Origin of the sequence: Phenylobacterium deserti, assembly GCF_003254705.1 — a bacterium.
Classification (GTDB): domain Bacteria; phylum Pseudomonadota; class Alphaproteobacteria; order Caulobacterales; family Caulobacteraceae; genus Phenylobacterium; species Phenylobacterium deserti.
In genome coordinates this window covers 379,315-404,697 of record NZ_QFYR01000002.1, presented here as the reverse complement: position 1 = coordinate 404,697, position 25,383 = coordinate 379,315, and the positions used below count along the sequence as shown (strand labels likewise).

At 68.7% G+C, this 25,383-nt stretch carries 21 protein-coding genes; 9 read left to right on the top strand and 12 right to left on the bottom strand.

All coding sequences use genetic code 11. From position 1 onward, the window contains the following. Positions 1-2 precede the first annotated feature (2 nt). Positions 3-764 (top strand): sugar phosphate nucleotidyltransferase, encoded by a 762-nt coding sequence (locus DJ018_RS11595; protein ID WP_111515105.1) that lies wholly within the window; start codon positions 3-5, stop codon positions 762-764. Here DJ018_RS11595 and DJ018_RS11590 read toward each other — a convergent pair. The 9 genes from DJ018_RS11590 to DJ018_RS11550 all read right to left on the bottom strand — a co-directional run bounded on the left by DJ018_RS11590 (position 725) and on the right by DJ018_RS11550 (position 10,599). Next, on the bottom strand, positions 725-1,375 hold the full coding sequence (locus tag DJ018_RS11590) for a hypothetical protein (protein ID WP_111515104.1): 651 nt from the start codon (positions 1,373-1,375) through the stop codon (positions 725-727). The two genes, DJ018_RS11595 and DJ018_RS11590, sit on opposite strands and share 40 nt — an antisense overlap. Before the next feature lie 46 nt (positions 1,376-1,421). Next, positions 1,422-2,858 carry a phosphomannomutase/phosphoglucomutase gene (locus tag DJ018_RS11585; protein WP_111515103.1) on the bottom strand — a complete coding sequence of 479 codons (1,437 nt, stop codon included), beginning with the start codon at positions 2,856-2,858 and terminating at the stop codon, positions 1,422-1,424. A 13-nt stretch (positions 2,859-2,871) separates the two neighbouring features. Next, a complete protein-coding gene (locus DJ018_RS11580) occupies positions 2,872-3,882 on the bottom strand; it encodes a UDP-glucuronic acid decarboxylase family protein (RefSeq protein ID WP_111515102.1) in 1,011 nt (336 codons plus the stop codon). A gap of 66 nt (positions 3,883-3,948) precedes the next feature. After that, a complete protein-coding gene (locus tag DJ018_RS11575; protein ID WP_111515101.1) occupies positions 3,949-5,052 on the bottom strand; it encodes a CgeB family protein in 1,104 nt (367 codons plus the stop codon). Beyond that, positions 5,049-6,143: a CgeB family protein gene (locus DJ018_RS11570; RefSeq protein WP_111515100.1), complete on the bottom strand. Its 1,095-nt coding sequence runs from the start codon at positions 6,141-6,143 to the stop codon at positions 5,049-5,051. The genes DJ018_RS11575 and DJ018_RS11570 overlap by 4 nt, the downstream gene beginning before the upstream one ends. Then, complete coding sequence (locus DJ018_RS11565) at positions 6,143-7,273, bottom strand: CgeB family protein (RefSeq protein ID WP_111515099.1); 1,131 nt, start codon at positions 7,271-7,273, stop codon at positions 6,143-6,145. The genes DJ018_RS11570 and DJ018_RS11565 overlap by 1 nt, the downstream gene beginning before the upstream one ends. Next, complete coding sequence (locus tag DJ018_RS11560; protein WP_205853755.1) at positions 7,270-8,394, bottom strand: glycosyltransferase family 4 protein; 1,125 nt, start codon at positions 8,392-8,394, stop codon at positions 7,270-7,272. The genes DJ018_RS11565 and DJ018_RS11560 overlap by 4 nt, the downstream gene beginning before the upstream one ends. Before the next feature lie 25 nt (positions 8,395-8,419). After that, entirely contained in the window at positions 8,420-9,490 is a 1,071-nt protein-coding gene (locus DJ018_RS11555) for an SDR family NAD(P)-dependent oxidoreductase (protein WP_111515098.1), read from the bottom strand. Beyond that, entirely contained in the window at positions 9,487-10,599 is a 1,113-nt protein-coding gene (locus tag DJ018_RS11550) for an NAD-dependent epimerase/dehydratase family protein (protein WP_111515097.1), read from the bottom strand. Before DJ018_RS11550 ends, DJ018_RS11555 begins: the two co-directional genes overlap by 4 nt. Positions 10,600-11,104: 505 nt before the next feature. Between DJ018_RS11550 and DJ018_RS11545 the strand changes: the two genes are divergently transcribed. From DJ018_RS11545 to DJ018_RS11515, 8 genes are all read left to right on the top strand, one after another. Further along, a complete protein-coding gene (locus DJ018_RS11545; protein ID WP_111515096.1) occupies positions 11,105-12,223 on the top strand; it encodes an inositol-3-phosphate synthase in 1,119 nt (372 codons plus the stop codon). Further along, positions 12,220-12,816, top strand: coding sequence for a histidine phosphatase family protein (locus DJ018_RS11540; protein ID WP_111515095.1), 597 nt, complete (start codon positions 12,220-12,222; stop codon positions 12,814-12,816). The genes DJ018_RS11545 and DJ018_RS11540 overlap by 4 nt, the downstream gene beginning before the upstream one ends. Further along, positions 12,813-13,601: a TIGR04290 family methyltransferase gene (locus DJ018_RS11535; RefSeq protein ID WP_111515094.1), complete on the top strand. Its 789-nt coding sequence runs from the start codon at positions 12,813-12,815 to the stop codon at positions 13,599-13,601. Before DJ018_RS11540 ends, DJ018_RS11535 begins: the two co-directional genes overlap by 4 nt. After that, entirely contained in the window at positions 13,598-14,524 is a 927-nt protein-coding gene (locus DJ018_RS11530; protein ID WP_111515093.1) for a glycosyl hydrolase, read from the top strand. The genes DJ018_RS11535 and DJ018_RS11530 overlap by 4 nt, the downstream gene beginning before the upstream one ends. A 5-nt stretch (positions 14,525-14,529) precedes the next feature. Next, complete coding sequence (locus tag DJ018_RS11525) at positions 14,530-15,054, top strand: protein-tyrosine phosphatase family protein (protein WP_111515092.1); 525 nt, start codon at positions 14,530-14,532, stop codon at positions 15,052-15,054. Continuing rightward, positions 15,054-16,763, top strand: a complete 1,710-nt coding sequence (locus DJ018_RS11520; protein WP_111515091.1) for a hypothetical protein — start codon at positions 15,054-15,056, stop codon at positions 16,761-16,763. Before DJ018_RS11525 ends, DJ018_RS11520 begins: the two co-directional genes overlap by 1 nt. Before the next feature lie 26 nt (positions 16,764-16,789). Then, a complete protein-coding gene (locus DJ018_RS19200) occupies positions 16,790-16,957 on the top strand; it encodes a hypothetical protein (RefSeq protein ID WP_165842899.1) in 168 nt (55 codons plus the stop codon). Between the two features lie 96 nt (positions 16,958-17,053). After that, positions 17,054-17,614 carry a DUF4142 domain-containing protein gene (locus DJ018_RS11515; protein WP_165842898.1) on the top strand — a complete coding sequence of 187 codons (561 nt, stop codon included), beginning with the start codon at positions 17,054-17,056 and terminating at the stop codon, positions 17,612-17,614. Positions 17,615-17,655: 41 nt separating this feature from the next. On the opposite strand, the gene DJ018_RS11510 is transcribed toward DJ018_RS11515, so the two are convergent. The 3 genes from DJ018_RS11510 to DJ018_RS11500 form a co-directional block, all read right to left on the bottom strand. Continuing rightward, positions 17,656-19,107 (bottom strand): glutamate synthase subunit beta, encoded by a 1,452-nt coding sequence (locus tag DJ018_RS11510; protein WP_111515089.1) that lies wholly within the window; start codon positions 19,105-19,107, stop codon positions 17,656-17,658. A 26-nt stretch (positions 19,108-19,133) separates the two neighbouring features. After that, the gene (gene gltB / locus DJ018_RS11505; protein ID WP_111515088.1) at positions 19,134-23,786 is read right to left on the bottom strand and encodes a glutamate synthase large subunit; all 4,653 of its coding nucleotides are present in this window, start codon (positions 23,784-23,786) and stop codon (positions 19,134-19,136) included. A gap of 382 nt (positions 23,787-24,168) precedes the next feature. After that, on the bottom strand, positions 24,169-25,350 hold the full coding sequence (locus tag DJ018_RS11500) for a DUF3089 domain-containing protein (RefSeq protein WP_111515087.1): 1,182 nt from the start codon (positions 25,348-25,350) through the stop codon (positions 24,169-24,171). Positions 25,351-25,383: the final 33 nt, after the last annotated feature.

Here is a 25,383-nt window from a genome sequence, read left to right as displayed (position 1 = left end):
GCATGTGGGGCATCATCCCGGCGGCCGGCCAAGGCACCCGCATTCAGCCCCTCGCCTTCTCCAAGGAACTGCTGCCGGTGGGCGTGCGCCGCGAGGGCGGCACGGAGCGTCCCCGTGCGGTCAGCGAGTACTTGGTCGAGCGGCTCGCCCTGGGCGGCGCCCGCAAGGTCTGTTTTGTGATCTCGCCGCACAAGGCGGACATCCTGCGCTACTTCAGCGACCGCGTCGGCGACGTGGACATCGCCTATGTGATTCAGCCCCGCGCCGCCGGCTTGTGCGACGCCATCTTCCGCGCCCTGCCCCTCATCCACCCGGACGAGCCGGTGGCCGTCGGCCTGCCCGACACCATCTGGTTTCCGGAGGACGGTCTGGCGAGCCTGCCGGACGACCGCTTCTCCTTTCTCACCTTCCCGGTTGAGCAGCCCCAGCACTTCGACGCCGTTCTGTCGGACGGAAGCGGCCGGGTGCTGGAGATCCAGGTGAAGCGCCCCGACGCCGGATCCAACTGGATATGGGGCGCCTTCAAGATGCCCGGCCGCGTCTTCCACGATCTGCACGCCCTGTGGATCGAGCGCGAGCGCGAGGACGAGTACCTCGGCACGCTGGTGAACGCCTGGATCGCCCGCGGCGGCGAGGCCTGGAGCGCCCAGCTTGGCACTGGCTATGTGGATGTCGGCACCCTGAACGGCTATCGCGAGGCGCTTGGCCTGCTGGGCGTCTCGCCTCAACCGGCCGCCGGCGAGGCTCCGTCCAGCGCGAGGTAGACCGGCAGGTTGGACCGGAACGGCCCGGCAAAGTGCAGGGTGAAGGCTCCCTCCACAGGGAACGGGCTCTGCAGCACTCGCCAGTCCGCGATCCGCAGCTCGCCGGCTGCTTTCAGCGTCTCCAGCAAACGCCCGTTGAACGCCCCCTGCTCGAAATCTGCGCCGGCCCATTCGCCGTGACAGACCCAGGCGGTCGCGGTCCGCTCCCAGTTCGTGCCTTCGAACAGCTCGGCCCAGCGCCCCATCAGCTGGGCGCCCCCTTCGCCGCGTGCGGCGAAAACCCCGGCGTTGAACGGCTGCGGCCAGTGCGGATTGTCCGGCGCCCCGACCATCAGCTCGTCGCCCTGGAACAGGTCCTCGATCCTGCGGTCCAGGTCGTGCACCACCGCATCGGTGTCCAGCCACAGCACCGCGTCGTAGCCGGACCGCAGCACGTGGCGGCACATAGCGGGCTTTTGCCAATAGACCGGCAGATCGAAGGGCGCCGCCGTGACGAAGTGGTGCTCGTAGCCCTGGCGGGCGGCGTAGGCCGCGTTCCTCTGCACCAGCAGGGGCATCAGCCCGAGCTTGTCGATCGGGCGATTGTCGAACTGTAGGATCGCGATCTTCATCCGCGTCCCTGCTTCCCACCTGCAGGGCCCGGTGTCCACAGCAGCGCTAGACGTCCGCTTCCAGACCGCTCAGTCGCAGTTGCTCGCGCAGGGTGGCGCGCAGGCGATCCAGGCCGTCGGGATGCAGCGCCTCGCAGCGGCAGGTGATCTTGGGCTCGGTGCCGGAGGCGCGCAGCAGCCACCAGCCGTCGTCGCTTTCGACCCGCAGGCCTAGCTTGGGGTCGAACACCGCGCCTTGCGCCGCCAGCCGCTCGGCCACCTCGGCGACCACCTCCGGCTTGCGGGCTTCGGGGCACGGAATGCGCAGCTCCGGCGTGGCGAAGCTCGGCGGCAGGCTATCGCGGAACTCGGCCAGTCCGCCGGGCATCTTCGAGACCGCCAGGAACGTCTGGATGGCCGCGAACACCGCATCGTCCACCCCGCCCCAGCCGTCGGCGAAGAAGATGTGGCCTGAGAGCTCGCCGCCCAGCAGGGCGCCTTCGCGCTCCATCGCCTCGCGCACCAGCACATAGCCGGAGGGCGACAGGGCGCAGCGCCCGCCCGCCTGCTCCACCCCGTCGAACAGCACCTTGCTGCACTTGACGTCGGCCACCACCGAAGCGCCCGGCCGCCGGCCGAGCAGGTCGCGTGCCAGCAGCAGGATCAACTGGTCGGCCCAAAGGATGCGCCCCCGGGCGTCCACCACGCCGATCCGGTCGCCGTCCCCGTCGAACGCCACGCCGATGTCCGCGCCGCGGGCGATCACCGCCTCGGCCAGCTGCGACAGGTTCTCCGCGACCGCCGGATCCGGATGGTGCGCCGGGAAGCGCCCGTCGATTTTGGTGTTCAGCAGGTGGTGCTCGCCAGGCAGCTTTTCGGCCAGCCGCTCGACCACCTCGCCGGTCGCGCCGTTGCCGCAGTCCCAGACCACCTTCAGCGGCGCCATGTCCTTCGCCGCGCGGGCCAGAGCCTCCACATAGGCTTCCACCACCGAGAAGCGCCGCGACGAGCCGGCGACCGCCTTGCGGCACGTCCCGTCCACCAGTTCCTTCAGGGCCGCGCCATGCACGCGCTTCTCGCCCAACAGGATCTTGAAGCCGTTCTCGTGCGAAGGGTTGTGAGAGGCGGTGACCATGATGGCCCCGTCCAGCCCCATTTCGCGCACCGCCCAGCCCAGCATGGGCGTAGGCCCAAGGCCGATCCGCTCCACCCGAACGCCGCCGTCCATCAAGCCCCAGACCAGCGCCTGCTCCAGGCTTGGCGAGCTGATTCGCCCGTCGCGGCCTACGCCGATGCGGCTCAGCCCCGCCGCCCGCGCTTGGGTGGCGTAGGACAGGCCGAGCCAATAGGCGCCGGCCCGGTCGATGTCCCGACCGGCCACGCCCCGGATGTCGTAGGCGCGAATGGCTTCGGGCCGGATCCTGGGGGCGGACCGTGCGTCCAGCCCTTCGGGGCGGGAGGGCCGTACGCCCTCCTCCGGATGGCTGAACGCATCGAGGCTCATGACGGCGCTCCAGTCAGGCGGTCAGCAGCGCCTTGTCGCCGCCCCGGGTGGATGCGGCCAGGCCTTCACCCGCCTCGAACCAAGCAATCGTGGAGCGCAGCCCTTGTTCCAGGTCGGTCTGCGGGGTCCAGCCGAGCACCCGCTCGGCCTTGCTGATGTCCGGCCGCCGGCGCTTGGGATCGTCGACCGGCAGCGGCTGGAAGATCACTTCCGAGTTCGAGCCGGTCATGGCCAGCACCAGGTCCACCAGCTCCAGGATCGTCCGCTCCACCGGGTTGCCGATGTTGATCGGCCCCGGCTGGGCGCCGTCGAACTCCATCAGCTTCATCAGCCCGTCGACCTGGTCGTCGACGTAGCAGAAGGAGCGGGTCTGCGAGCCGTCGCCGAAGACCGTGATGTCGTCGCCGGCCAGCGCCTGGCTGACCACGTTGGAGACCACCCGCCCATCGTCCGGCGACAGCCGCGGGCCATAGGTATTGAAGATCCGCGCCACGCGCACTTCCACCTTCTTCAGGCGGTCGTAGTCGAAGCACAGGGTCTCGGCCGCGCGCTTGCCCTCGTCGTAGCAGGCCCGCGGGCCTGTGCAGTTGACGTTGCCCCAGTAGCTCTCGACCTGCGGGTGCGCGTGCGGGTCGCCGTAAACCTCGCTGGTCGAGGTCAGCAGGAACCGCGCCCCGCATGCTTCCGCCAGCTTCAGCAGGTGCCGGGTGCCCAGCACATTGGTCATCAGCGTGTGCTCGGGATCAGCCTGGTACAGCGGCGGCGAGGCCGCGCAGGCCAGGTTGTAGACCCGGTCGAAACGCCGCTTCATCAGCTTGGCCGGAAGCGGCTCGACGATGTCGTGCTCGATCAGCTCGAAGTCGGCCGAAAGCTCGAGCCGCCGCAGGTTCTCGGGCTTTCCTGTGAGGAAGTTGTCCAGGCAGACGACCCGGGCGCCTTCCTCGATCAGCCGTTCGCACAGATGCGAGCCGAGGAAGCCGGCGCCGCCGGCCACCAGGATCTGTTTCTGCCGTCCATTCTTCATTTCGCCATCCTTCAACGCTGGACGTTCTAGGCGTGGCCGTCCCCCCGGTCGGCGTTTCCCGTCACCCTAACAAAGTAGAAGATTGTCCTTGCGACGCTGGGCCTTGGCGGCCGCAGCCTCGGTGAGATGCGCCTCGAGTTCCGCGGCGCGGTGGTCTGCTGTGTGCTCGGCCAGGATCCGCCCACGGGCGGCCTCGGCCATCTCCCGGCGCGCCGGCTCGTCGGTGCTGCGCAGTTGCTGCAGCACCTCTTCGCTCGTGCGGGCCAGGACGATCTCCGCCTTGGGCTCGAACAGGGTGTCCAGCCCGTCCCAGACGTCGGAGATGATCGGCGTGCCGCACGCGCCTGCCTCGAACAGCCGCACGCTGGGCGAAAAGCCCGCCGCGATCATGTCCGCCCGCGTGACGTTCAGCGTGTAACGGCTCGCCGCATAGAAGGTGGGATGCTCGGCCGGCGGGACGTGATCGATCCGCTCCACATTGGCGGGCCAGTCGATGTCCGCCGGGTACTGCGGTCCGGCCACGCAGAACTTCAGTTCCGGAGCCTGCCGCGCCGGCTCCAGCAGCAGTCGCTCCAGCGTCGGCTGCCGGTCGGGGCTGTAGGTGCCGAGGTAGCTCAGGTCCCAGCGCCGCGTTCCCGCCATCGGGCGATAGACGTCCGCGTCCACCGAGCAGTAGAGCGCCCGCGCCGCGGGCGAGCCGTAGCGCTTCATCAGCCGCTCCAGCGTCGGGCCGCCGGTGAAGGACAGGTAGACGTCGTAGCCGGGGATCAGCTCGGGCGTCAGGTACTCGAAGTCGCCTGCGGCCAGCTTGGCCAGCGTCACCGGCGTGTCGATGTCATAGAACGCGACCACGCCGCGCGCGGTCTTTTGCGCCCAGCGGCCGACCTCCACGCCTTCCGGAACGTAGGAGCCGACGATCACCGCGTCCGCCTGCTCCACTTCCGTTCGCCACAGCCGGGCAAGTTCGTCACGGTCCTTGTAGAAGGCCAGCTCGCAGAAGTCCGGCGAGGCCAGGTCGCGGTGCGCGCCCGCGTACCAGGGCACATCCCGCTCCAGGAACAGGATCTCGTGCCCGCGTGCGGCGAAGCTGCGAAGCAGCGCCCGGTAGGTGGTCGCGTGCCCGTTGCCCCAGGACGAGGACAGGCTGAGCCCTAAGACGACGAGCTTCACGCGAGGCTCCTTTCGCGCTTGGCGGCCGCCTCGTGCTTCAGCAGCACGTCCACCTCGGCTGCGCGCCGGGCATAGGTGTGCTCGGACAGGATCCGCTGGCGGGCCGCCTCGCCGATCGCACGCGCACGCTCAGGCGTCAGGGCCGCCACATGCTCGGCCACGTCCTGGCCGTCGCGCGCCACCAGCACTTCCTCGTCGGGGTTGAGGAACAGCTCGATGCCTTCCCAGGCGTCGGTGATCAGGCAGGCGCCCGCGCCGGCCGCTTCGAACACCCGCGTCGCCGGCGAGAAGCCGACGTCCGCCATGGAGTCCCGGGCCACGTTCAGCACCGCCAAGGGCGAGCAGTTAAAGGCGTTGTGGTCGGCCGTTCCCACGTGCCCGATCCGGCGCACGTTGGCGGGCATGGCCTTGTCGTCCCAGCCGTTGCCGCCGATCAGGAAGCGCCGCTCGGGCAGGCGCGCGGCCGGCTCCAGGAAGAAGCGCTCCACCCGGCTTTCCCGGTCCGGCAGTCGGTTGGCCAGGAAGTTGAGGTCGCCCTCGAAACGCGTCTGCGCCGGGACCGGATGGTGGGTCGAGGGATCCAGGGCGTTGTAGATCGGCCGGCAAACCCGCGCGCCGAAGCCCTCATAGGCGTTGATCACCGGCGGGCCGCCGCCATAGGTCAGCACCATGTCCAGGCTCGGCAGGACCCGGTGCATCGGCAAGCTGGCGTCGCCGCGCAGCTCGGACAGCGTCGCCGGCGCGTCCACGTCCCAGAAGATTTTGATGGCGTGCGGCCGGGCCACGGCCATGACGCCTTCCAGCAGCTCGTCGTCGAACACGCCGACGCCGCTCGCCTTCACCACCACATCGGCTTCCGCCGCCTTGGCGATCACGGTCTGTAGGGCCGTCTCGGTGGCCGGATAGACCACCACCTTGCACCACTCCGGCGGCTCGATGTCCTTGTGTCTCTGCCGGTCGAAGGCGTCGGGCTCGTAGAAGGTGATGTCGTAGCCGCGCTTGGCGAGCTCGGAGAGCATGCCGCGATAATAGGTGGCCGCGCCGTTCCAGTAGGACGACAGCAGGCTCGAACCATAAAAGGCGATCTTCATCAGACGGTCTCGGTGATGAGCTGTTGGGCGGCCGGGCGGGCGGTCTTGTTCAGCTGGGCGACGAAGCCCAGCAGCTCCTCGGCCCGGTGCGCGCAGGTGTGGCGGGCGCGGATCGTCTCCAGGCCCGAGCGGACGAGGCTTTCACGCAGGTCGGGGTCGTTCTGGATGGCGCGCAGATGCCGCTCGACCTCCGCGCCGTCGCGCGCGAACAGGAAGTCCTGCCCCGGGCGGAACAGGTTCTCGGAGTCGCTCCAGGGCGCCGAGACCAGCGGAATGCCGCAGGCCAGCGCCTCGAAGACCCGGATCGTGGGGATGCCTGGCAGGGTCGTAACGTAGAAGCGCCGCGGCACGTGCACGGTGGCGAGGTGGCGGGCGAAGACCTCCGGCGCGCGGGCGTTGGCCAGCCAGCCGCGATAGCGAACGCCATAGCGCTCCAGCATGGCCAGGGCTTCAGGCGGATACCGAACCCCAAAGATATCCAACGAAAGGCCGGCAGCCTTGGCAGGCGCCATCAGGAATTGCTCGAGCTCGCCAGTCCGCTCGCCGTCCCCCCAGTTGCCGATCCAGACCAGACCTTCGCGCGCCTGCTCGGCCGCGGGCGGATGAAACAGCTCAACGTCGGCAGCCTCGTGCCAGACGAACACCCGGTTCTCCCAACCCCAGCGGCGGTAGACCTCCGCCAGGGTCTCGCCGAACGCGAGGACCCCGTCGTAGCCGGACAGATCGAAAGCCCGGATCGCGTCCGGATCGCTGACGGCCCGGTGGTGGGTGTCGTGGAACAGCAGGGTGAACCGGCCGCCCCGCGCCCGCGCCTTGCCGATCTCGGCGACCAGCGACGGCTCGTTCCACTCGTGCATGATGACGAGGTCGGCGCCGTCCAGCGCGCGATCGGGATCGAAGTCCGAGCCGAACTCGGTGGAGCTCAGCTCCGGATAGGCCGCACGATACGGCTCCAACCCAGCCTCGCCATGGTCCGCGAGCAGGTTCTGCAGGCTCCACGCCCCCTGAGGCTCCAGAACCTCGACCTGATGGCCCCGACGGATCAGGTCCCGCAGCACGCCGCGCAGGAAGTGCGCGTTCCCGTGATTCCAGCACGAGGCCAGGGAGTGGGTGAAGTAGACGATCTTCATGCGGCGACCTCGGCAGGCGGCTGGAAGAGGTCGGGCCGGTACTGGCGATAGACCTGCAGGACGCCCGCCGTCATGGCGGAAACGGAGTAGCGAGCGGCGCGCTGGCGGGCTTGCTGCCCCAGTTGCTGGGCCCGCAGCGGATCGACGAGCAGCTCCTCGAAGGCCGAGGCGAAGCTTTGCGGGTCCGTCGGATCGGCGAACACCGCCACGCCGTCCCACAGCTCGCGGAAGGTGGGAATGTCGGACAGCACCAGGGCGCAGCCGGCTTGCGCCGCTTCCAGCACGCCGAGGCCGAAGGGCTCGTAGAGCGCCGCCGATGCGAACACCGGCGCACGGGCCAGCCACGACTCCACGCCTTGCGACGACAGCCGCCCGAGGGCCTGCGCGTGGCGCAGGGTCACCGGTCCGCCGGTGGGGCCTTGCAGCGGGCCCGCGGCGTGCAGCGGCGCGTCGATCAGCGCGGCCGCCTCGTCCAGCACTTGGATGTTCTTGCCTTCGTCCCACAGCCGGCCGGAGGTGAAGACCATCTTCTCCCGCGCCCAGGTGGAGACTTGAGGCGGCTTGCGCCCGTTGTGGACGGCGAACGGCCGCGGAAGCTCGTAGGTCAGCGCCGTGGCTTGCGCGAAGGCATGCGTCGGCGCGATCAGCGCGTCGCAGGCGATGAGGCCCTGCCACAAGGCTTGAGTGCGCCAGCGGAAGTCGGCCGGCATCATCCCGTCCTTCACCTCGCTCCACCAGGTGGCGAGGCAGGAATGGCAGGCGCCGATCACCGGCGCCGAGAAGCCGCCGCCCGCCGCGATCGCGGGCGTGTTCAGATGGATCAGGTCCGCCTTGGCGCCGCGCGCCAGCCCACGCACCGCCGCTCCGACCTCCAGGATCTCCGCAGGCTCTGACGCCATCCAGTCCAGCGGAAGGCGCGTGTCGACCAGCTCCAGCCGCGGCACGCGATGGGCTTCTGCCATCTGGTCGGCGCTGGGCGACGGGCCCAGCACCACCAGGGTCGTCGAGACGCCGGTGTCCGCCAGCCCGCGCGCCAGGTCGAGCGCATAGGTCCAGACGCCGCCGACAGCGTCGGCGGTCATCAGCAGCTTCGGCCCGGCGTCGCGCGTCACGGCCGGCATGGCGCCTCGCTGGCGGCTGCGCTCATCAGGACAGCGCCTCGGCGGGCTCGCGGCGGACGCCCTGCCCGCCCCGCTCGGCCATCAGCCACTGGGCGAGTTGGGCGACGCCGGTTCGCCAATCCAGGGCTTCCGCAAGACCGAGCTCGCGCCGCGCCGCCGACGGGTCCGAGACGTAGTAGCGCTGGTCGCCGGCGCGCCAGTCGGAGAAGCCTAGGTCGACCTGTCTGCCGGTCAGCTCCTCGATGTAGGCGATCAGCTGAACCAGGCTCACCGCATTGGACGGCCCGCCGCCCAGGTTGAAGGCCCGGCCCTTCACGGCCGAGATCTTCCGCCAGGCCTGCATATAGGCTTCCACACAGTCGCCGACGTTCAGGATGTCGCGCACTTGCTTGCCGTCGCCATAGATGCTGATCGGCTTGCCCTCGAGCGCCTGGATCAGGAAGTGGGCGACCCACCCCTGGTCCTCGGTGCCCATCTGGCGCGGGCCATAGATGCAGCTCATGCGCATGACGCAGGTGTCGAGGTCGAAGCTGCGGGCGTAGTCGAGGACGTATTGGTCCGCAGCGCCCTTGGAGCAGCCGTAGGGCGTGTGGAAGTCCAGCGGGCGGCTCTCGCTCACGCCACGCACCCGCAAGGCGGCGTCCACCGGGCGATAGGCGTCGCCGACGAGCTCCAGCGGCACGTCAGCCAGATCGCCGTAGACCTTGTTTGTGCTCGCGAAAATCACCGGCGCCGTGCCGCCGCGACGGCGCACCGCCTCCAGCACGTTCAGCCCGCCGAGGATGTTCACCTCGAAGTCTTCGATCGGGTCGACCAGGCTGGTGGTGACGGCCACCTGCGCGGCCATGTGGAACACGGCCTGGGCTTCACGCACCGCCTCGTCCACCGCACGGGCGTCGCGGATGTCCGCCGCCACATGGGTGATCTGCGCGCCATGGCGGCTCTTGAGCCAGGACAGATTGCGCTCGACGCCCTCGCGGGTGAGCGCGTCGTAGACGATGACCTCATGGCCATCGGCCGCGAGCCGGTCGGCGATGTTGCAGCCGATGAAGCCCGCGCCGCCGGTGACGAGGACCGGACCTTTGCCAGCGCTCATGCCACCAGCCCGCGCATTTCGAGTTCCTTGCGGGCCTCGACCACGCGGTCTTCGGCTTCCTGCCGCGCCACCCACTCGGCCAATTCGGCCAGGCCGGCGGTGAAGTCTTCCTGGGCCCGGTAGCCCAGCACTTCGTGAGCTCGGGTCAGGTCAGGGATGCAGTGCCGGATGTCGCCGGCCCGCGCCTTGCCGGCCACTTCCGGCTGCAGGTCGGGACGGCCCATCGCGGCGGCTTGCAGCAGGGCGACTTCCTCCACGGTCCGGTCTTCGCCGGATCCGATGTTGAACACCTGGCCGTCGGCCTTCGGCTCGTGAAGGGCCAGGACGAAGGCGCGCGCCACGTCGCGGACGTGGACGAAGTCGCGCCGTTGCTGGCCGTCCTCGAACACCATCGGCGCCTGGCCGTTGGCGATGCGCGAGGCGAAGATCGCCAGCACGCCGGTGTAGGGGTTGGAGAGCGCCTGGCCGGGGCCGTAGGCGTTCCACAGGCGAAGGGCCGAGCCGCCCATCCCGTATTGCTTGGTCAGGGTGAGCGTCAGCCGCTCCTGAACGTACTTGCCGATGGCGTAGACGCTCTTCAGGCCGCTGCCCTTGGTCTCCGGCGTCGGCACCGGGATCATCGGCCGACCCTGCTCGTCGAGCGGATCCCACGAGCCGTCGGCGTTGCGGCTCTCGCGAACCACATCTTCCATCAGCTTTCCATCGACGGTCTTGTAGAGGCCCTCGCCGTAGATCGACATGGAGGAGGCGACGACCACCCGCTCCACCGGGTTGTCGATCAGTTGCTGGAACAGCACCGCGGTGCCGTAGTCGTTGACCGAGGTGTAGCGGTCGACGGCGTACATGCTCTGACCGACGCCCACTTCCGCCGCCAGGTGGACCACCTTGTCCACGCCCTTGAGCGATTTCAGAACCGCCGCCTCGTCCCGGACGTCGCCCACAATCAGCTCCGCGTCTTCGGCCAGTTCGGCCGGGCGGGTGCGCTTGGGGTGGACCTGCTCGATCAGGCTGTCGAGGATGCGCACCTTGTCGCCACGCTCCAGGAGCGCCTGCGTGAGGTGTCGACCAATGAAACCGGCGCCGCCGGTGATAAGAACGGTTTCAGCCATTGGCGGAACTCAGCGGTTGGAGTGTTGGGACAGACGGAAAGAAGGTCCGCCCGCGTCGAATTGTTGGAGGTGAAGGGACAGACGCTTGATCTCGCTCTGTCCTTGGGAGTTCTTTCCGATGCGCACCGCGCACTGCGCGCCTGCTAGCCAGTTCCCTGACCCTTCGGGGCCTACAACGCTCTGGCCTTGGCACATGGCGGTCCCTCGCCTTCACACACCCGCCAAGCTAACCCTTCATCTTCATGTAAGTTCCCGCAGGCTCCACAGTTTCAGTTCCCAATGCGAAGCTTGGTTCCGAGCGCACATTCGCGTGAGCGTAAGTTGCTCGGCCTTGCGGGTCTCACGAATCGGCGAACGCGGGAGCCAATCGCCACCTCCCGTCGTTATCGGCCTTTCGCCGCTGGAGCATTCTAAGGAACAAAGCTCCAGCCTAGCTGTTCTTGCGTGAGGTACTTTCCTCCGGAGCGGCGTTTCGCCGTGTCCGGACAACGAGCGCAGGGGCGTGATGAGCCGAAACAAGCTACGCGTTGGGATCGTCGGCGTTGGCAACTGCGCCTCGTCCTTCGTCCAGGGGCTGAGCCACTATGCCGAGGCCACGGCCAACGAGCCGCCGCCTGGCCTCATGCACGTCGAGCTCGGCGGCTATCATGTGAGCGACATCGAGATCGCCTCGGCCTTCGACATCCACGCCGGCAAGGTCGGCCGGGACATCTCCGAAGCGGTGCTCGCCAAGCCCAACAACACCATTGTCTTCGCAAAGCCCAAGGCGGCGGGCGTGAAGGTCCTGCGCGGCCCGACCCTGGACGGCATCGGCCAGTACATGGCCGGCGACATCGAGGAAGCCGACGCGCCGCAGGTGGACGTCGCCCAGGCCCTGCGCGACTCCAAGACGGACGTCCTGGTGTCTTATCTGCCGGTGGGCTCGCAGGCGGCCACCGAATTCTACGCTGAACAGGCGCTGGAGGCCGGCTGCGCCTTCGTGAACTGCATTCCGGTGTTCATCGCTTCCGATCCGAACTGGGCAAAGCGCTTCGAGCAGCGCGGCGTGCCGATCATCGGCGATGACATCAAGAGCCAGGTGGGCGCCACCATCCTCCACCGGATGGTCGCGAACCTGTTCCGGGAACGTGGCGTGCGGGTGGACCGCACCTACCAGCTGAACTTCGGCGGCAACTCCGACTTCAAGAACATGCTGGAGCGCGAGCGCCTGCACTCCAAGAAGATCTCCAAGACCCAGGCGGTGACCAGCCAGCTGGACGTGCCCCTGGATCCGGACGACGTCCACGTCGGCCCCAGCGACTTCGTGCCCTGGCTCACCGACCGCAAGTGGGCCCACATCCGCGTGGAAGGCACCACCTTCGGCGGCGTGCCGCTGAACGTCGAGATGAAGCTGGAAGTGTGGGACAGCCCCAACAGCGCCGGCATCGTCATCGACGCGGTGCGCTGCGCCAAGCTGGGTCTCGACCGCGGCCTTTCCGGCCCCCTGCTCGGCCCGTCCAGCTACTTCATGAAGTCGCCGCCGGAGCAGTACACCGACAACGAAGCGCGCGAGCGGACCGAAGCCTTCATCGAAGGCGCCGGCGGACCGGCGCCTGTGCGGGCGAAGGTGAAGCTCGCCTCGTGACCACCACGGTCTTCTTCGTGCGGCACGGCTCCCATGATCGTCTCGGCCACGTCCTCTGCGGGCGGATGGCCGGCGTCGGCCTGGGCGAAGCCGGCCGGCGGGAAGCCCAGGTGCTCGCCGAGCGCCTGAAGGGCGAGAGCCTCGCCGCCGTCTATTCGAGCCCGCTGGAGCGAACCCAGCAGACCGCCGAGCCGATCGCCCAGGCCGCCGCCCTGCCCCTGCAGACCGCGGACGACCTGATCGAGATCGACTTCGGCGAGTGGACCGGCGCCGGCTTCGACGCGCTGAACGCCGACCTACGCTGGGCCGCCTGGAACGCCCAGCGGTCGATCGCCCGGCCTCCGGGCGGCGAAAGCATGCTGGAGGTTCAGGTCCGCCTGCGCCGCTGGCTGGACGAGGTCCGGGCGCGCCATCCGGACCAGAAGATCGCGGCGGTCAGTCACGCCGACGCGATCAAGGCGGCGCTCGCCCACGCGCTGGGCTTGTCGCTCGACCAGCACCACCGCCTGGAAGTCAGCCCAGGCTCGATCAGCGTGCTCGTCACCGGAGACTGGGGAATGAAAGTGCAGAGCATAAACGAGGTCCCGCGATGAGCAGCCTGACCGGCGACCAGATCCGGGAGCGCGCCGCCGCCCTCGGCGACTGGTTCCACAACATCGACCTGAACGGGGTGCAGACCGCCCCGAACCACTTCCTGAACGACTACCCGAACGTGAAGTGGAAGATGTTCCAGCACGCCATCCCGGAGGACCTCACGGGCAAGACGGTGCTGGATATCGGCTGCAACGCCGGCTTCTACTCCATCGAGATGAAGCGCCGCGGCGCCGACCGCGTCCTCGGCATCGACTTCGACGAGCGCTACCTGAACCAGGCCCGCTTCGCCGCCGAGGTGAAGGGCATCGACATCGAGTTCCGCGAGCTGAGCGTCTACGACGTCGCCCAGATCGGCGAGACCTTCGACGTCGTGCTGTTCATGGGCGTGCTCTACCACCTGCGCCATCCCTTGCTGGCGCTGGACCTCATCCACGATCACGTGGCCAAGGACATCCTGATCTTCCAGTCAATGCAGCGCGGCTCCCCTGAGGAAGCGCCCGTTCGCGCCGACTACGACTTCTTCGAGCAGGAGCACTTCGAGGAGCCCGGCTACCCGAAGATGCACTTCATCGAGCACAAGTACGCCAACGACTGGACCAACTGGTGGGCGCCCAACGCCGCCTGCTCGGCCGCCATGCTGCGCAGCGCCGGGTTCCAGATCCTCGAGCACCCGGAAGAAGAGGTGTTCATCTGCCGCCGCGGCGAGCGGCCGACACCAGCCGGAGCGGTTTATCCGGCCAAGCCAAAGACCAACGGAACGACGAACGGCGGGGGCCACGCATGATCGAAGCTGCCAAGATCTGGAACGAGCCGAACAACAAGAGCCACTGGGACCCGAACATCGACCCCGAGTGGGACATGTTCGCCAACATGACCCGTCTCGCCGGCCAGGCCATCGCGGCCGAGAACAGCCGCCTGCCCCGCGTGCTCGGCGGCATGTCCCCCATTGATCCGGGCTTCCTGAAGCGCCTGGAAGCCAAGGGCGCGTTGGACGAGATCGACGTCGTCGCCGTCCACGGCTTTCCGCTGGACTGGAACCTGTGGTCCATCGACGAGTGGCCGGCAAAGGTCGAGGAGATCCGCGCGGTCACCGACAAGCCCGTCTGGGTCACCGAGGTCGGCGTCTCCTCCTTTGGCTCGGAAGAGGTCCAGGCCTGGGGCGTCAAGAAGACCGCCGAGTTGCTGGTCGGCAAGGTCGACCGCGCCCACTGGTACAGCCTGTGGGACCTGCCCAAAACCTGGGAAGCCACCACCCGCCACAAGGAAGCCGAGGGCTCGTCCTACTACCGGCACTTCCACATGGGCCTGCTGCGCGAGGACGGCTCGCCCAAGCCGGCGGTCGAGGCCTTCGCCGAGCACGGCCAGGGCATGGGCATCTGCCAGTGGTTCCACTTCGAGGACCATCGCCTCGAGCCCGCGGTCGAGTGGCTGAAGCGCCTGGGCGTCAAGCACCTGCGCACAGGCCTGTCCTGGGCCGACAGCTTCCGCCCGGACGCCCTGCGCTGGTTCGACAAGCAGATGGAGGCGCTGGCCGACTTCGACGTCACGGTCACCTTCTGCTTCACCCCCGAGCATCGGGGGATCGAGCCGCACCACACCAGCCCGCCGCAGGTGGCCGAGGAGTTTGCGGAGTTCTGCGGCCAGATGATCCGCCGCTACGCGCCCGCCAGCAGCGCCCAGCCCGAGCCGCTTCTGGCCGTAGGCTGACGTCGGTGCCCGGAGGCTGGACGCCGAACCTCAGCTGGATCACGCCCGATCTGGCGGTCGGCGGCAGCTTTCCGGCCGGCCGGGCCGCCGCGCTGGCGGCCGACCATGGCGTCGGCGCGGTGATCGACGTCCGATCCGAGGCCTGCGACGACCCCCATGAACTGGAAGGTTGCGGGATCCGCTTCCTGCACCTTCCGACGTTTGATCACCACGCCGTCAGCCAGTCTATGCTGGACGCGGGCGTCGCCTTCGCGGCAGATGCCCGTCGGGAGGGCCGGCGCTTGCTGATCCATTGCGAACACGGCATCGGCCGTTCCGCCACTGTTGCGCTGTGCGTGCTGGTGGACCGTGGCATGGGACCCATGGAGGCCCTGTCGCGATCCAAGGACGTGCGAGAGCTCGTCTCTCCAAGCCCCGCCCAGTACGAGGCCTGGACCTGCTGGCTCGGCCGCAGCGCGCCGCAAGCGCGGGTCCCCACCTTTGACGCCTTCAAGGCCGTCGCCTACCGCCACCTGACGGCCGGCGCCTGATGCTGGTCTATGGAGACCGGGCGCGCAGGCTCGCGCCCCGCAAGGCGCTGCGCGCCCTCACCGCCACGCTGAAGACCGCGGAAGAAGCTGGCGCGGGCGTCGCCCGGCACGACCTTCTCACCGACGCCTTCGTGCAGGCCTCAGGCCTGATGCAGGGGTTCGCCGACGCCGAGTTCGATCAGCGCGGCTTCGATGACCTTTCTCCCATGCAGGAGGCCTGCGCCAACCTGCTGCTGGCGCTCGCCAAGAAGCTCGCCGCCTCGGCCTGGAGCGGCTACGCCTCCAGCGGCCCGCCCATCGCCCTGGAGCTGATGGCCGTCGCTCTGCAGCCCGCCCCCGACGCGATTTCTGTCAAAACGCCGGAAGGCTACGCCTTCTATGCCAGCTATCCGGAAGGCTTCCTCAAGGCGGCCATCGAGCACCGCTGGGACTCGCCACCCCTGGTGATCGGCCTGCGCAGCATCGGCACGGGTTTGGCCGCCCTTGTGGCCGCCGCCGCCAACGCCAAGACCTTCTACACCCTGCGCCCGACCGGCGAGCCGTTCCGCCGCCGCATGCAGGCGTCGGAAGCCCTGCGTCAGCTGTTCGCCAGTCACGCCGGCCCCTTCGCCATCGTGGACGAAGGCCCCGGCCTGTCGGGCAGCTCGTTCGGCGCCACGGCCGACCTGCTCGAAGAGCTCGGCGTAAGCCCTGAGCGCATCGTCTTCCTGCCCAGCCACCCCGGCGACTTGGGTCCCGAGGCCAGCCCGCAGCATCGCGCCCGCTGGGCCGCGGCCCAGCGACCAGTCGCCACCTTCCGTGACCTCCAGGTGGACGAGCCGCTGGAGCAATGGTTCGCCGACCTGATGCCGCCGATCGACCGGATCGAGGACCTGTCCGGCGGCGCCTGGCGAAAGGACCTGCGCACGGACGCCTGGCCGCCCGCCAACCCAGCGCAGGAGCGGCTGAAGTTCCGGCTGACCACCGCCACCGGCGCCTGGCTTGCCAAGTTCGCCGGCCTGGGCGCCATCGGCCAAGGCAAGTTCGAACGCGCCCAGGCGCTGCATCGCGCGGGCTTCTCGCCCGAGCCGCTGGCCCTGCGTCGCGGCTTCCTGCTGGAGCGCTGGGAGCCGGGCGAGATCGGCGTCGGCCCGGATCGCCAGGAGTTCGTGGAACACCTCGGTCGCTATCTGGGCTTCCGCGCTTCGGCCTTCCCGGCCGATCCCGAACAGGGCGCCCGCCTGGACGAGCTGGCCGAGATGGCCCGCGTGAACGCGGGCGAGCTGCTTGGGACGCACACCGCCGAGGCTCTCGAGCCCCGGCTCGCCTGGCCGGAAGACGTGGCCCGCCCGGTCCACATCGACGGCCGCCTTCACTCCTGGGAATGGCGGATCAGCCCCGACGGTCTGCTGCTCAAGACCGACGCCCTCGACCATTCGGAAGCCCACGACCTGCTGGGCTGCCAGGACATCGCCTGGGACGTGGCCGGCGCGGCCGTCGAGTTCGACCTGACGGACGAGGAAGTGCAGCGCGTCTGCGCCGGCGTCGAGGCGGTCAGCGGCTTTGCGGTCGATCCTCGCCTGCTGGCCTTCTTCGCCCTCTGCTACCCCGCCTTCCAGGCCGGGCTCTGGCGCTTTGCGGCAGGCTCCGCAGGCGCCGATGAGCAGCCCAGGATCTCAGCTCACGCCGCCCGCTACGCCGAACGGCTGACGGCGCTCGCCGCGAACTGACCGCGCCGCCCGGCGGTTCATGACACATGAGCCCCGAACCCGATCTTCACCCTGGCGACCAGGTCCCGCCCGGCACGCCGCAAAGCGGCGAGAACCTCTGCCCCCGCTGCGGCGGCTCCGGGCGGCTGCAGGGCGCGCCCTGCCCCGACTGCGACGGTTCCGGGCGCGTTGTCGAGCTGATCGGCGACGCTTGATTCTTTATCGCAACCGCACCAGCAAATGATGGCGAAAGGAACGTCGGTCTCCATTCCCGGTTGAGCAGCGCGACCGTCATGGCCTGGAGATACCCGATGCGTACCATCTACCTTGCGGCCACCGCCGCTTGCGCCCTCAGTCTCGCGGCCTGCGCCAGCGACATGCAGAGCGCCAGCAGCGCCTCGGCCATGGGCTCGCCGGCTTCGGCGGCCGCCGCCGCGGCTGCGCCGACCACCGCGACCGCCTTTATCGCGGAAGCCGCCCGCAGCGACATGTACGAGATCCAATCGAGCCAGCTGGCGCAGTCCAAGGGCTCGTCGCAGGCGGTGAAGGACTTCGCGGCTCAGATGATCCGCGACCACACCAACTCGACCCAGATCGTCATGGCCGCCGCCCAGCAGGCCGGCATGAACCCGCCGCCTCCGCCGCTCGACGCCCGTCGCGCCGGCATGATCCGGCAGCTGCAAGGCGCCTCGGGCGCCGCCTTCGACCGCATGTACCTGCAGCAGCAGCTGATGGCGCACCAGGAAGCCCTGGCCTTGCACAGCGGCTATGCCCAGAACGGCGACACGCCCCAGCTCAAGGCGGCCGCGGCGCAGATCGCGCCGATCGTGCAGCAGCACCTGACCCACGTTCAGGGCATGCAGCCGAGCTGATGAAGGCTGGTCGCCTCGGCCCGCCGAGGCGACCGCTATCCTTATCGCGGCAGGCGGCTCTCGCCCATCAGGTAGGCGTCCACTGCCTGGGCGCACTGGCGGCCCTCGCGGATAGCCCACACCACCAGGGACTGGCCCCGCCGCATGTCCCCGCACGTGAAGACGTTCGGCGCTGACGTGCGATAGTCGACGACGTTAGCCCGGACGTTGCCGCGCGGGTCAAGCTCGACGCCCGCCGTTTCGACCAGCCCGGCATGCCGGGGACCGACGAAGCCCATCGCCAGCAGCACCAGGTCGGCCTTCAGCTCGAAAGCCGAGCCCTCGACCTCCTGCATCTTCATCCGGCCGTCATCGCCTTTCACCCACTCCAGGCGCACGCACTCGACCGCCGTCACATGGCCGTCCTTGCCGACGAACCGCTTGGTGCCGACCGCGAACTCGCGCTCGCAGCCTTCCTCGTGGCTCGAGGAGGTGCGCAGCTTCAGCGGCCAGTCGGGCCAGGTGAGCACCTTGTTCTCGCGTTCCGGCGGCTGGGGCATGATCTCCAGCTGGGTGACCGAGACCGCGCCGTGCCGGTTGGAGGTGCCGATGCAGTCCGAGCCGGTGTCGCCGCCGCCGATCACCACCACGTGCTTGCCGGCTGCCGACAGGGTGCCGTCCGGGGCCGCGCGCTCTTCCGGATCGCCGGCGTTGCGCTTGTTTTGCTGGGTCAGGAACTCCATGGCGAAGTGAACGCCGCCCAGCTCACGCCCGGGAACGGGCAGGTCCCGCGGGTTTTCCGCCCCGCCCGCCATGACCAGCACGTCGTAGTCGTCCAACAGGCGCTCCACCGAGACGGTGACGCCCACTTCGAAGTTGGTCCGGAAGATCACCCCTTCGGCTTCCATCTGCTGGATGCGCCGATCGATCAGGTGCTTCTCCATCTTGAAATCGGGGATGCCGTAGCGCAGCAGGCCGCCGATCCGGTCCGACTTCTCGAACACAGTCGGCGCATGGCCGGCTCTGGCCAGCTGCTGGGCGCAGGCCAGACCCGCGGGGCCGGAGCCCACCACCGCCACCCGCTTGCCCGTCCCGCGGGGGCTCGGCTGCGGCTTGATCCAGCCTTCCTGCCAGCCGCGGTCGACGATCTCGCACTCGATCGACTTGATGGTGACCGGCACGTCCTCGATGTTCAGCGTGCAGGACGCCTCGCAGGGCGCCGGGCAGACGCGGCCCGTGAACTCCGGGAAGTTGTTGGTGGACTGCAGGTTGTCCAGCGCGTCCTTCCACTGGTCGCGATAGACCAGGTTGTTGAAGTCCGGGATCTGGTTGTTCACCGGGCATCCCTGGTGACAGAACGGGATCCCGCAATCCATGCAGCGCGACGCTTGGCGTTGCAGCTCGGGATAAGGCAGCGGCCGAACGAACTCTTTCCAGTGCTTCAGGCGCTCTTGCGGGGCTTCATAGCCCCGGTCATGGCGTTCGATTTCAAGGAAGCCGGTGGGCTTGCCCATGGGGTCAGTCTCCGATTTCCGAGTTGCTATTCAGCGGCGACGAGCGGCAGCCCGTCCTTGGCCGAGCCGAGTTCGAGAAGCGCGCGCCGGTAGTCGTTCGGCATCACCTTCACGAACCGCCCCAGCGCCTCGTCCCAGTTGTCCAGGATCTCCGTCGCCCGCTTGCTGCCGGTGTGCAGCTTGTGGCGCTCGATCAGGATGCGCAGCCGCTCGGCGTCGAACCGCAGCATGTCGCCCATGCCGTTGTTGTCGACCGAGATAGACCGCTGGCTGGGCCGGTACGGCGTCTCGTCGGCCGCGTGCGGCGCCGGCTCCGCCGGCTCGATCCGCTCCAGGCTGACCATCGCCTTGTTGCAAAGCTGCTCGAAGCGACCTTCCGGATCGTAGACATAGGCGACGCCGCCGCTCATGCCGGCCGCAAAGTTACGCCCGGTCTGGCCCAGCACCACCACAACGCCGCCGGTCATGTACTCGCAGCCGTGGTCGCCCACGCCTTCGACCACCGCCACGGCGCCCGAGTTGCGGACGGCGAAGCGTTCGCCGGCCACGCCTTCGATGTACGCTTCGCCCGAGATCGCGCCGTACAGCACGGTATTGCCGACGATGATGTTCTCCGTCGGCTCGCGGGTGGACGCTTCCGGCTGGCGGACCACGATCCGGCCGCCCGACAGGCCCTTGCCCACATAGTCGTTGCCGTCGCCGATCAGCTCCAGGGTCACGCCGCGCGCCGCAAATGCGCCGAAGCTCTGACCGGCCTGGCCGCGGAAGCGCAGGCTGATGGTGTCCTCGGGCAGGCCGGCGTGGCCAAAGCGCCGCGCCACCTCGCCCGACAGCATGGCGCCGGCGGTGCGATTGATGCTGCGGATCTCGTACTCGCCGCGGACGGCCTGACCGTTCTCCAGCGCCGCCTTGGCGTCGGCGATCAGGGTGTGGTCCAGGGCCTTGCCCAGGCCATGGTCCTGCCGGTGCATGTTCCAGAGGCCCTTCAGGCCTTCGGCCGGCGCGGAATACAGGATGCGCGACAGGTCCACGCCCTGCGCTTTCCAGTGGTTCACCGCCGTATGCATGTCCAGGCGGTCCACTCGGCCGACCATGTCGTTGACGGTGCGGAAGCCCATCTCGGCCATGATCTCGCGCAGCTCTTCCGCCACGAAGAAGAAGTAGTTGATCACGTGCTCCGGCGCGCCCTTGAAGCGGGCCCGCAGCACGGGATCCTGCGTCGCCACGCCCACCGGACAGGTGTTCAGGTGGCACTTGCGCATCATGATGCAGCCCGCCGCAATCAGCGGCGCGGTGGCGAAGCCGAACTCGTCCGCTCCCAGCAGAGCGGCGATGGCCACGTCGCGGCCGGTGCGAAGACCGCCGTCCGCCTGCACCGCGATCCGGGTGCGCAGGCCGTTCAGCAGCAGGGTCTGCTGCGTCTCGGCCAGGCCGATTTCCCAGGGCGAGCCTGCGTGGGTCAGCGACGTCAGGGGCGAAGCGCCCGTGCCGCCTTCGAAGCCGGAGATGGTCACGTGGTCGGCGCGCGCCTTGGCCACGCCCGCCGCGACCGTGCCGACGCCAACTTCCGACACCAGCTTCACGGAGATGCGGGCGCCCGGATTGACGTTCTTCAGGTCGTGGATCAGCTGCGCCAGATCCTCGATCGAATAGATGTCGTGGTGCGGCGGCGGGCTGATCAGGCCGACGCCTGGCGTGGAGTGCCGGACGCGGGCGATGTTGCGGTCCACCTTGTGACCGGGCAGCTGGCCGCCCTCCCCGGGCTTGGCGCCCTGGGCCATCTTGATCTGGATGTCGTCGGCATTGACGAGGTACTCGGCAGTGACGCCGAACCGGCCCGAGGCCACCTGCTTGATGGCCGAGCGCATGGAATCGCCGTTCGGCAGCGGCTGGAAGCGATCAGACTCCTCGCCGCCTTCCCCGGTGTTCGAACGACCGCCGATGCGGTTCATGGCGATGGCTAGCGTGGTGTGCGCCTCGCGGCTGATCGAGCCGAAGCTCATGGCCCCGGTGGCGAACCGCTTCACGATCTCCGCGGCAGGCTCGACCTCGTCCAGCGACAAGGGCTGATCGGCCGGCTTCATCCGCAGCAGGCCGCGGATGGTCAGCAGACGCTCGCTCTGCTCGTTGATGGAGCGGGCGAAGTCCCGGTAGGCCTCGGACACATTCCCACGAACCGCATGCTGCAGCTGCGACACGCTTTCCGGGCTCCAGGCGTGCGCCTCGCCCCGGATGCGCCAGGCGTACTGCCCGCCCACGTCCAGCATGGTCTTGTAGATCGGGTTGTCGCCAAAGGCGTCGCGATGACGGCGGACGCTTTCCTCGGCGATTTCCTGCAGGCCGATGCCTTCGATGGTCGTCGCCGTGCCCGTGAAGAACCGGCTGATCAGCTCGGACGACAGGCCGATGGCGTCGAAGATCTGGGCGCCGCAATAGGACTGGTAGGTGGAGATGCCCATCTTGGACATCACCTTCAGCATGCCCTTGCCGACGGCCTTGATGTAGTTCTTGCGCGCGTCATAGGCGCTGATCGCCGAATTGGACTGGGCGCGCAGCTGCTCCAGGGTCTCGAACGCCAGGTACGGGTTCACCGCCTCGGCGCCGTAACCGGCCAGGACGCAGAAGTGGTGCACTTCGCGCGCTTCGCCCGTCTCGATGACGAGGCCGGTTTGCATGCGCAGGCCTTGGCGGATCAGGTGATGGTGCACGGCCGCGGTGGCCAGGGCCGCCGGGATCGGGATGCGGTCCTCGCTCGTCGCGCGGTCCGACAGGATCAGGATGTTGACGTCGGCCAGCACCTGGTCGGTCGCCTCGCGGCACAACCGCTCCAGCGCCCGCTCCAGACCCGCCGCACCCTCTTCCGCCGGCCACGTCGCATCGAGCGTCGCCGTGCAGAAGGCGCCGTCCAGCAGCTCGTGGATGGCGCGGATCTTGGCCAGATCTTCGTCGGTCAGAATCGGCTGGGCGACTTCCAGGCGCTTGTGGGCGCCGGCATTGCGGCCCAGCAGGTTCGGACGCGGTCCGATCATCGAGACCAGGCTCATGACCAGCTCTTCGCGGATCGGATCGATCGGCGGGTTGGTCACCTGGGCGAAGTTCTGCTGGAAGTAGTCGTAGAGCAGGCGCGAGCGCTTGGAGAGCACCGCGATGGGCGTATCGACGCCCATGGAGCCCACCGGATCGTCGCCCAGCCGGCCCATCGGCTCCAGGAAGAACGCCAGGTCCTCCTGCGTGTAGCCAAACGCCTGCTGGCGATCGAGCAGCACGGCCGGATCATTGGACGGCGCCACATCCGGCGTCGCCGCCAGCGCCACCTCTTCGAGCTTAAACTGGGTGTCGGAGAGCCATTCCTCGTACGGGGCGGCCTCGGCGAGCTTCGCCTTGATCTCCTCGTCCTCGATGATCCGCCCCTCTTCCATGTCGATGAGGAGCATCTTGCCCGGCTGCAGCCGCCACTTGCGAACGATGCGCTCTTCCGGGATCTGCAGGACGCCGACTTCCGAGGCCATGATCACATGGTCCTGGTCGGTGATGACGAAGCGCGCGGGACGCAGGCCATTGCGGTCCAGGGTCGCGCCGATCTGGCGCCCGTCGGTGAAGGCCACCGCGGCGGGGCCGTCCCACGGCTCCATCAGCGCGGCGTGATACTCGTAGAAGGCCTTGCGCTTGGCGTCCATCAGCGGATTGCCGGCCCAGGCTTCCGGGATCAGCATCATCACCGCCTGGGCCAGCGGGTAGCCGCCGGCCACCAGCAGCTCGAGCGCATTGTCCAGGCACGCGGTGTCCGACTGCCCGTGCGGGATCAGCGGCCACATCTTGTTCAGGTCCGGCCCCAGCAGCTCGCTTTCCATGGAGCGGCGGCGGGCGTTCATCCAGTTCACATTGCCGCGGACGGTGTTGATCTCGCCGTTGTGGGCGATGAACCGGTACGGGTGCGCCAGCTTCCAGGACGGGAAGGTGTTGGTCGAGAACCGTTGGTGGACCAGCGCCAGGGCGCTTTCCGCCCGCTCGTCCTGCAGGTCCTGGTAGAAGGTCCCAACCTGGTCCGCCAGAAGCAGGCCCTTGTAGACCACCGTTCGCGTCGAGAACGACGGGATGTAGAGCTGCGTCAGCCCCGGCAGGTTCTTCTTGGCCGCCAGCTCCGCCAGCGGGTTCTGCAGCTGCTTGCGCACCGCCAGCAGCTTGCGTTCATGGGCGTCCTGGTCGCGCACGTTCGGACCGCGGCCGATAAAGGCCTGACGGATCACCGGCATGGACTCCAGCACGGCCTGGCCCAGGCCCTCGAGGTTCACCGGCACGTCGCGCCAGGCGATCAGCGGCTGCTTCTCGACCCGCAGGAAGTGCTCGAACTGCTCCACCGCCGCCGCACGGGCGTCCTCGTCGCGCGGCAGGAAGCACATGGCCACCGCATACTCGCCGAAGGCCGGCAGCTCGACGCCGGCGCCTTGCGCCCAGGCGCGGTACAGCCCGTCCGGAATCTGAATCAGAATCCCCGCGCCGTCGCCCACCAGCGGATCGGCGCCCACGGCGCCCCGGTGATCCAGGTTCACCAGGATCTGCAGCCCGGCCTCGATCACCTCGTGCGACTTGCGGCCTTTGATGTTGGCCACGAAACCCACGCCGCACGCGTCGTGCTCGTTGGCCGGATCGTACAGTCCCTGCGGCCCTGGCGCGTTCATCCTCACCCTCATTCCCCTCGCGCATGCCGAAGCGCCGCTGGGGCTGGGCGCCGCCTAACGGGTTTCAACACGCTGTCGCGGGCATTTACTCGGCAAGAACATGCCTTGTCGATGCCAGGAAAGCTGGGCCTGAGGAAGATTTTTCCAAAGCTCCGAAAAGGCCGTCTTCGGAGCTTTGGAAACGGGTCAAAAAAAGAGGCCGCGCAGTGGCGCGGCCTTGAAGTTCATAGGGAGGAAACGCCCCAAAGGGCATAGGCAATTTGCGCCGCATGTTACCGGTAGCAAAGCGAATTTCCTGTGACAGCGCCCGTGCGGCCGGAGCCGCTAAAAGGCGCCTGCTCTCGCGGCGCCGGCGCCCACGCTGTAGGCGCCGACCCCCGGCTCAGCGTTCGCGAACAGCGTAAGCGCGCCCTTGCCGGCCGACGATTCGGATGAGGTCGCCCATGGCGTGATCCACGTCCAGCAGGTGCAGCCCCCAGGATGGATCGACGCCAGTCGCGCGCAGGATCTGCCCGCCCAGCTCGTCCGTGCGCCCGCCGCCCGGGTTGGGGATCACGTGCAGCGACAGGTAGTCGAACTCACCCCGCGTCACGCACTCGGTGGAGATCATGCCCGGCGTCTTCACGAACGGCGTTGCGATGGCGCGCGGCGGCCGTGTCCACTGCGGCGCGACATCTCCGCCCGAGCCGTTCAGGGAGCCCCGCGTCAGGAAGTAGGGCGTCGGCCGCCCGGCCCCGCCGCCCAGCGCCGCCGGGTTCACGCAGGCGACCCGCAGCCCGTCGCGTCCCCGGCCGAACCGCGCATTGGCCGGCGGCGGCACCCGGTCTCGGAAGGTGGCGTAGCTGATCACGCAACCCAGCTGGTCCTCCGCCCGGCACAGCGGAATCGCCTTGAACGTGCCGCCGAGGTCCCTGCCCGGGGGGACCAGCACCGGCGCGCCCAGTATCAGGGCCGAGACCAGCTGGCGCTGCAGGGGCTTGCCGTCCACCGTCTCGGCGATCAGCCGGTTCAGCATCGCCCCACCCTGGCTGTGGCCGATCAGGACCACCCCGCGCCCCTTGTTCTCGTGCGCCAGGTACCAGCGCCAGGCGTCCAGCACGTCGGCATAGCCGCCCACGCCCTCGGCCGGCGGCGCGCCGACCGGCGCCGGCCCGCCCGCCGGCGCTCGCAAGGCCGTCAAAGTCCGCTGTCGATAAAGCGGTGCAAAGGTCCGGCACACCTGCCCGAACCTGGCGAACTGCAGCCGCACCACGTCCCACTCCATCCGATCGGGCGTGAAGTCGGCCTGCCAGGTCGGATCTCTGGACACCGTCGGATAGACATAGAAGCAATCCACCGACGGGTCCTTGGCCGGCGCGAACCGCTCCGTCCGAGTGGCGCCGTCTGCGGTGATCACTGTCGCGTCGAGATCCGCCTTGCAGCGGTCGTCGGCTAGGTCCGGCCGGCACAGCCAAAGCTCCGGCTTGGCGTAGTCCGGCCGCTCGCTCGCCGCCTGCCCCTGCGCCGCCCCGGCGAGGCTAAGGCCAAGCGCCAGAGCCGCTCCCAGTCGCCGAAGCCGTCCCATCCAACTCTCCTGTTTCCGAAGCCGCTGACAAAA

Excerpts from the sequence above, each read along its gene's own strand:
- DJ018_RS11595 (WP_111515105.1), top strand. The coding sequence starts at position 3 with ATGTGGGGCATCATCCCGGCGGCCGGCCAAGGCACCCGCATTCAGCCC.
- DJ018_RS11590 (WP_111515104.1), bottom strand. The coding sequence starts at position 1,375 with ATGAAGATCGCGATCCTACAGTTCGACAATCGCCCGATCGACAAGCTC.
- DJ018_RS11585 (WP_111515103.1), bottom strand. The coding sequence starts at position 2,858 with ATGAGCCTCGATGCGTTCAGCCATCCGGAGGAGGGCGTACGGCCCTCC.
- DJ018_RS11580 (WP_111515102.1), bottom strand. The coding sequence starts at position 3,882 with ATGAAGAATGGACGGCAGAAACAGATCCTGGTGGCCGGCGGCGCCGGC.
- DJ018_RS11570 (WP_111515100.1), bottom strand. The coding sequence starts at position 6,143 with ATGAAGATCGCCTTTTATGGTTCGAGCCTGCTGTCGTCCTACTGGAAC.
- DJ018_RS11565 (WP_111515099.1), bottom strand. The coding sequence starts at position 7,273 with ATGAAGATCGTCTACTTCACCCACTCCCTGGCCTCGTGCTGGAATCAC.
- DJ018_RS11560 (WP_205853755.1), bottom strand. The coding sequence starts at position 8,394 with ATGCCGGCCGTGACGCGCGACGCCGGGCCGAAGCTGCTGATGACCGCC.
- DJ018_RS11555 (WP_111515098.1), bottom strand. The coding sequence starts at position 9,490 with ATGAGCGCTGGCAAAGGTCCGGTCCTCGTCACCGGCGGCGCGGGCTTC.
- DJ018_RS11550 (WP_111515097.1), bottom strand. The coding sequence starts at position 10,599 with ATGGCTGAAACCGTTCTTATCACCGGCGGCGCCGGTTTCATTGGTCGA.
- DJ018_RS11545 (WP_111515096.1), top strand. The coding sequence starts at position 11,105 with ATGAGCCGAAACAAGCTACGCGTTGGGATCGTCGGCGTTGGCAACTGC.
- DJ018_RS11535 (WP_111515094.1), top strand. The coding sequence starts at position 12,813 with ATGAGCAGCCTGACCGGCGACCAGATCCGGGAGCGCGCCGCCGCCCTC.
- DJ018_RS11530 (WP_111515093.1), top strand. The coding sequence starts at position 13,598 with ATGATCGAAGCTGCCAAGATCTGGAACGAGCCGAACAACAAGAGCCAC.
- DJ018_RS11520 (WP_111515091.1), top strand. The coding sequence starts at position 15,054 with ATGCTGGTCTATGGAGACCGGGCGCGCAGGCTCGCGCCCCGCAAGGCG.
- DJ018_RS19200 (WP_165842899.1), top strand. The coding sequence starts at position 16,790 with ATGAGCCCCGAACCCGATCTTCACCCTGGCGACCAGGTCCCGCCCGGC.
- DJ018_RS11515 (WP_165842898.1), top strand. The coding sequence starts at position 17,054 with ATGCGTACCATCTACCTTGCGGCCACCGCCGCTTGCGCCCTCAGTCTC.
- DJ018_RS11510 (WP_111515089.1), bottom strand. The coding sequence starts at position 19,107 with ATGGGCAAGCCCACCGGCTTCCTTGAAATCGAACGCCATGACCGGGGC.
- gltB (WP_111515088.1), bottom strand. The coding sequence starts at position 23,786 with ATGAACGCGCCAGGGCCGCAGGGACTGTACGATCCGGCCAACGAGCAC.
- DJ018_RS11500 (WP_111515087.1), bottom strand. The coding sequence starts at position 25,350 with ATGGGACGGCTTCGGCGACTGGGAGCGGCTCTGGCGCTTGGCCTTAGC.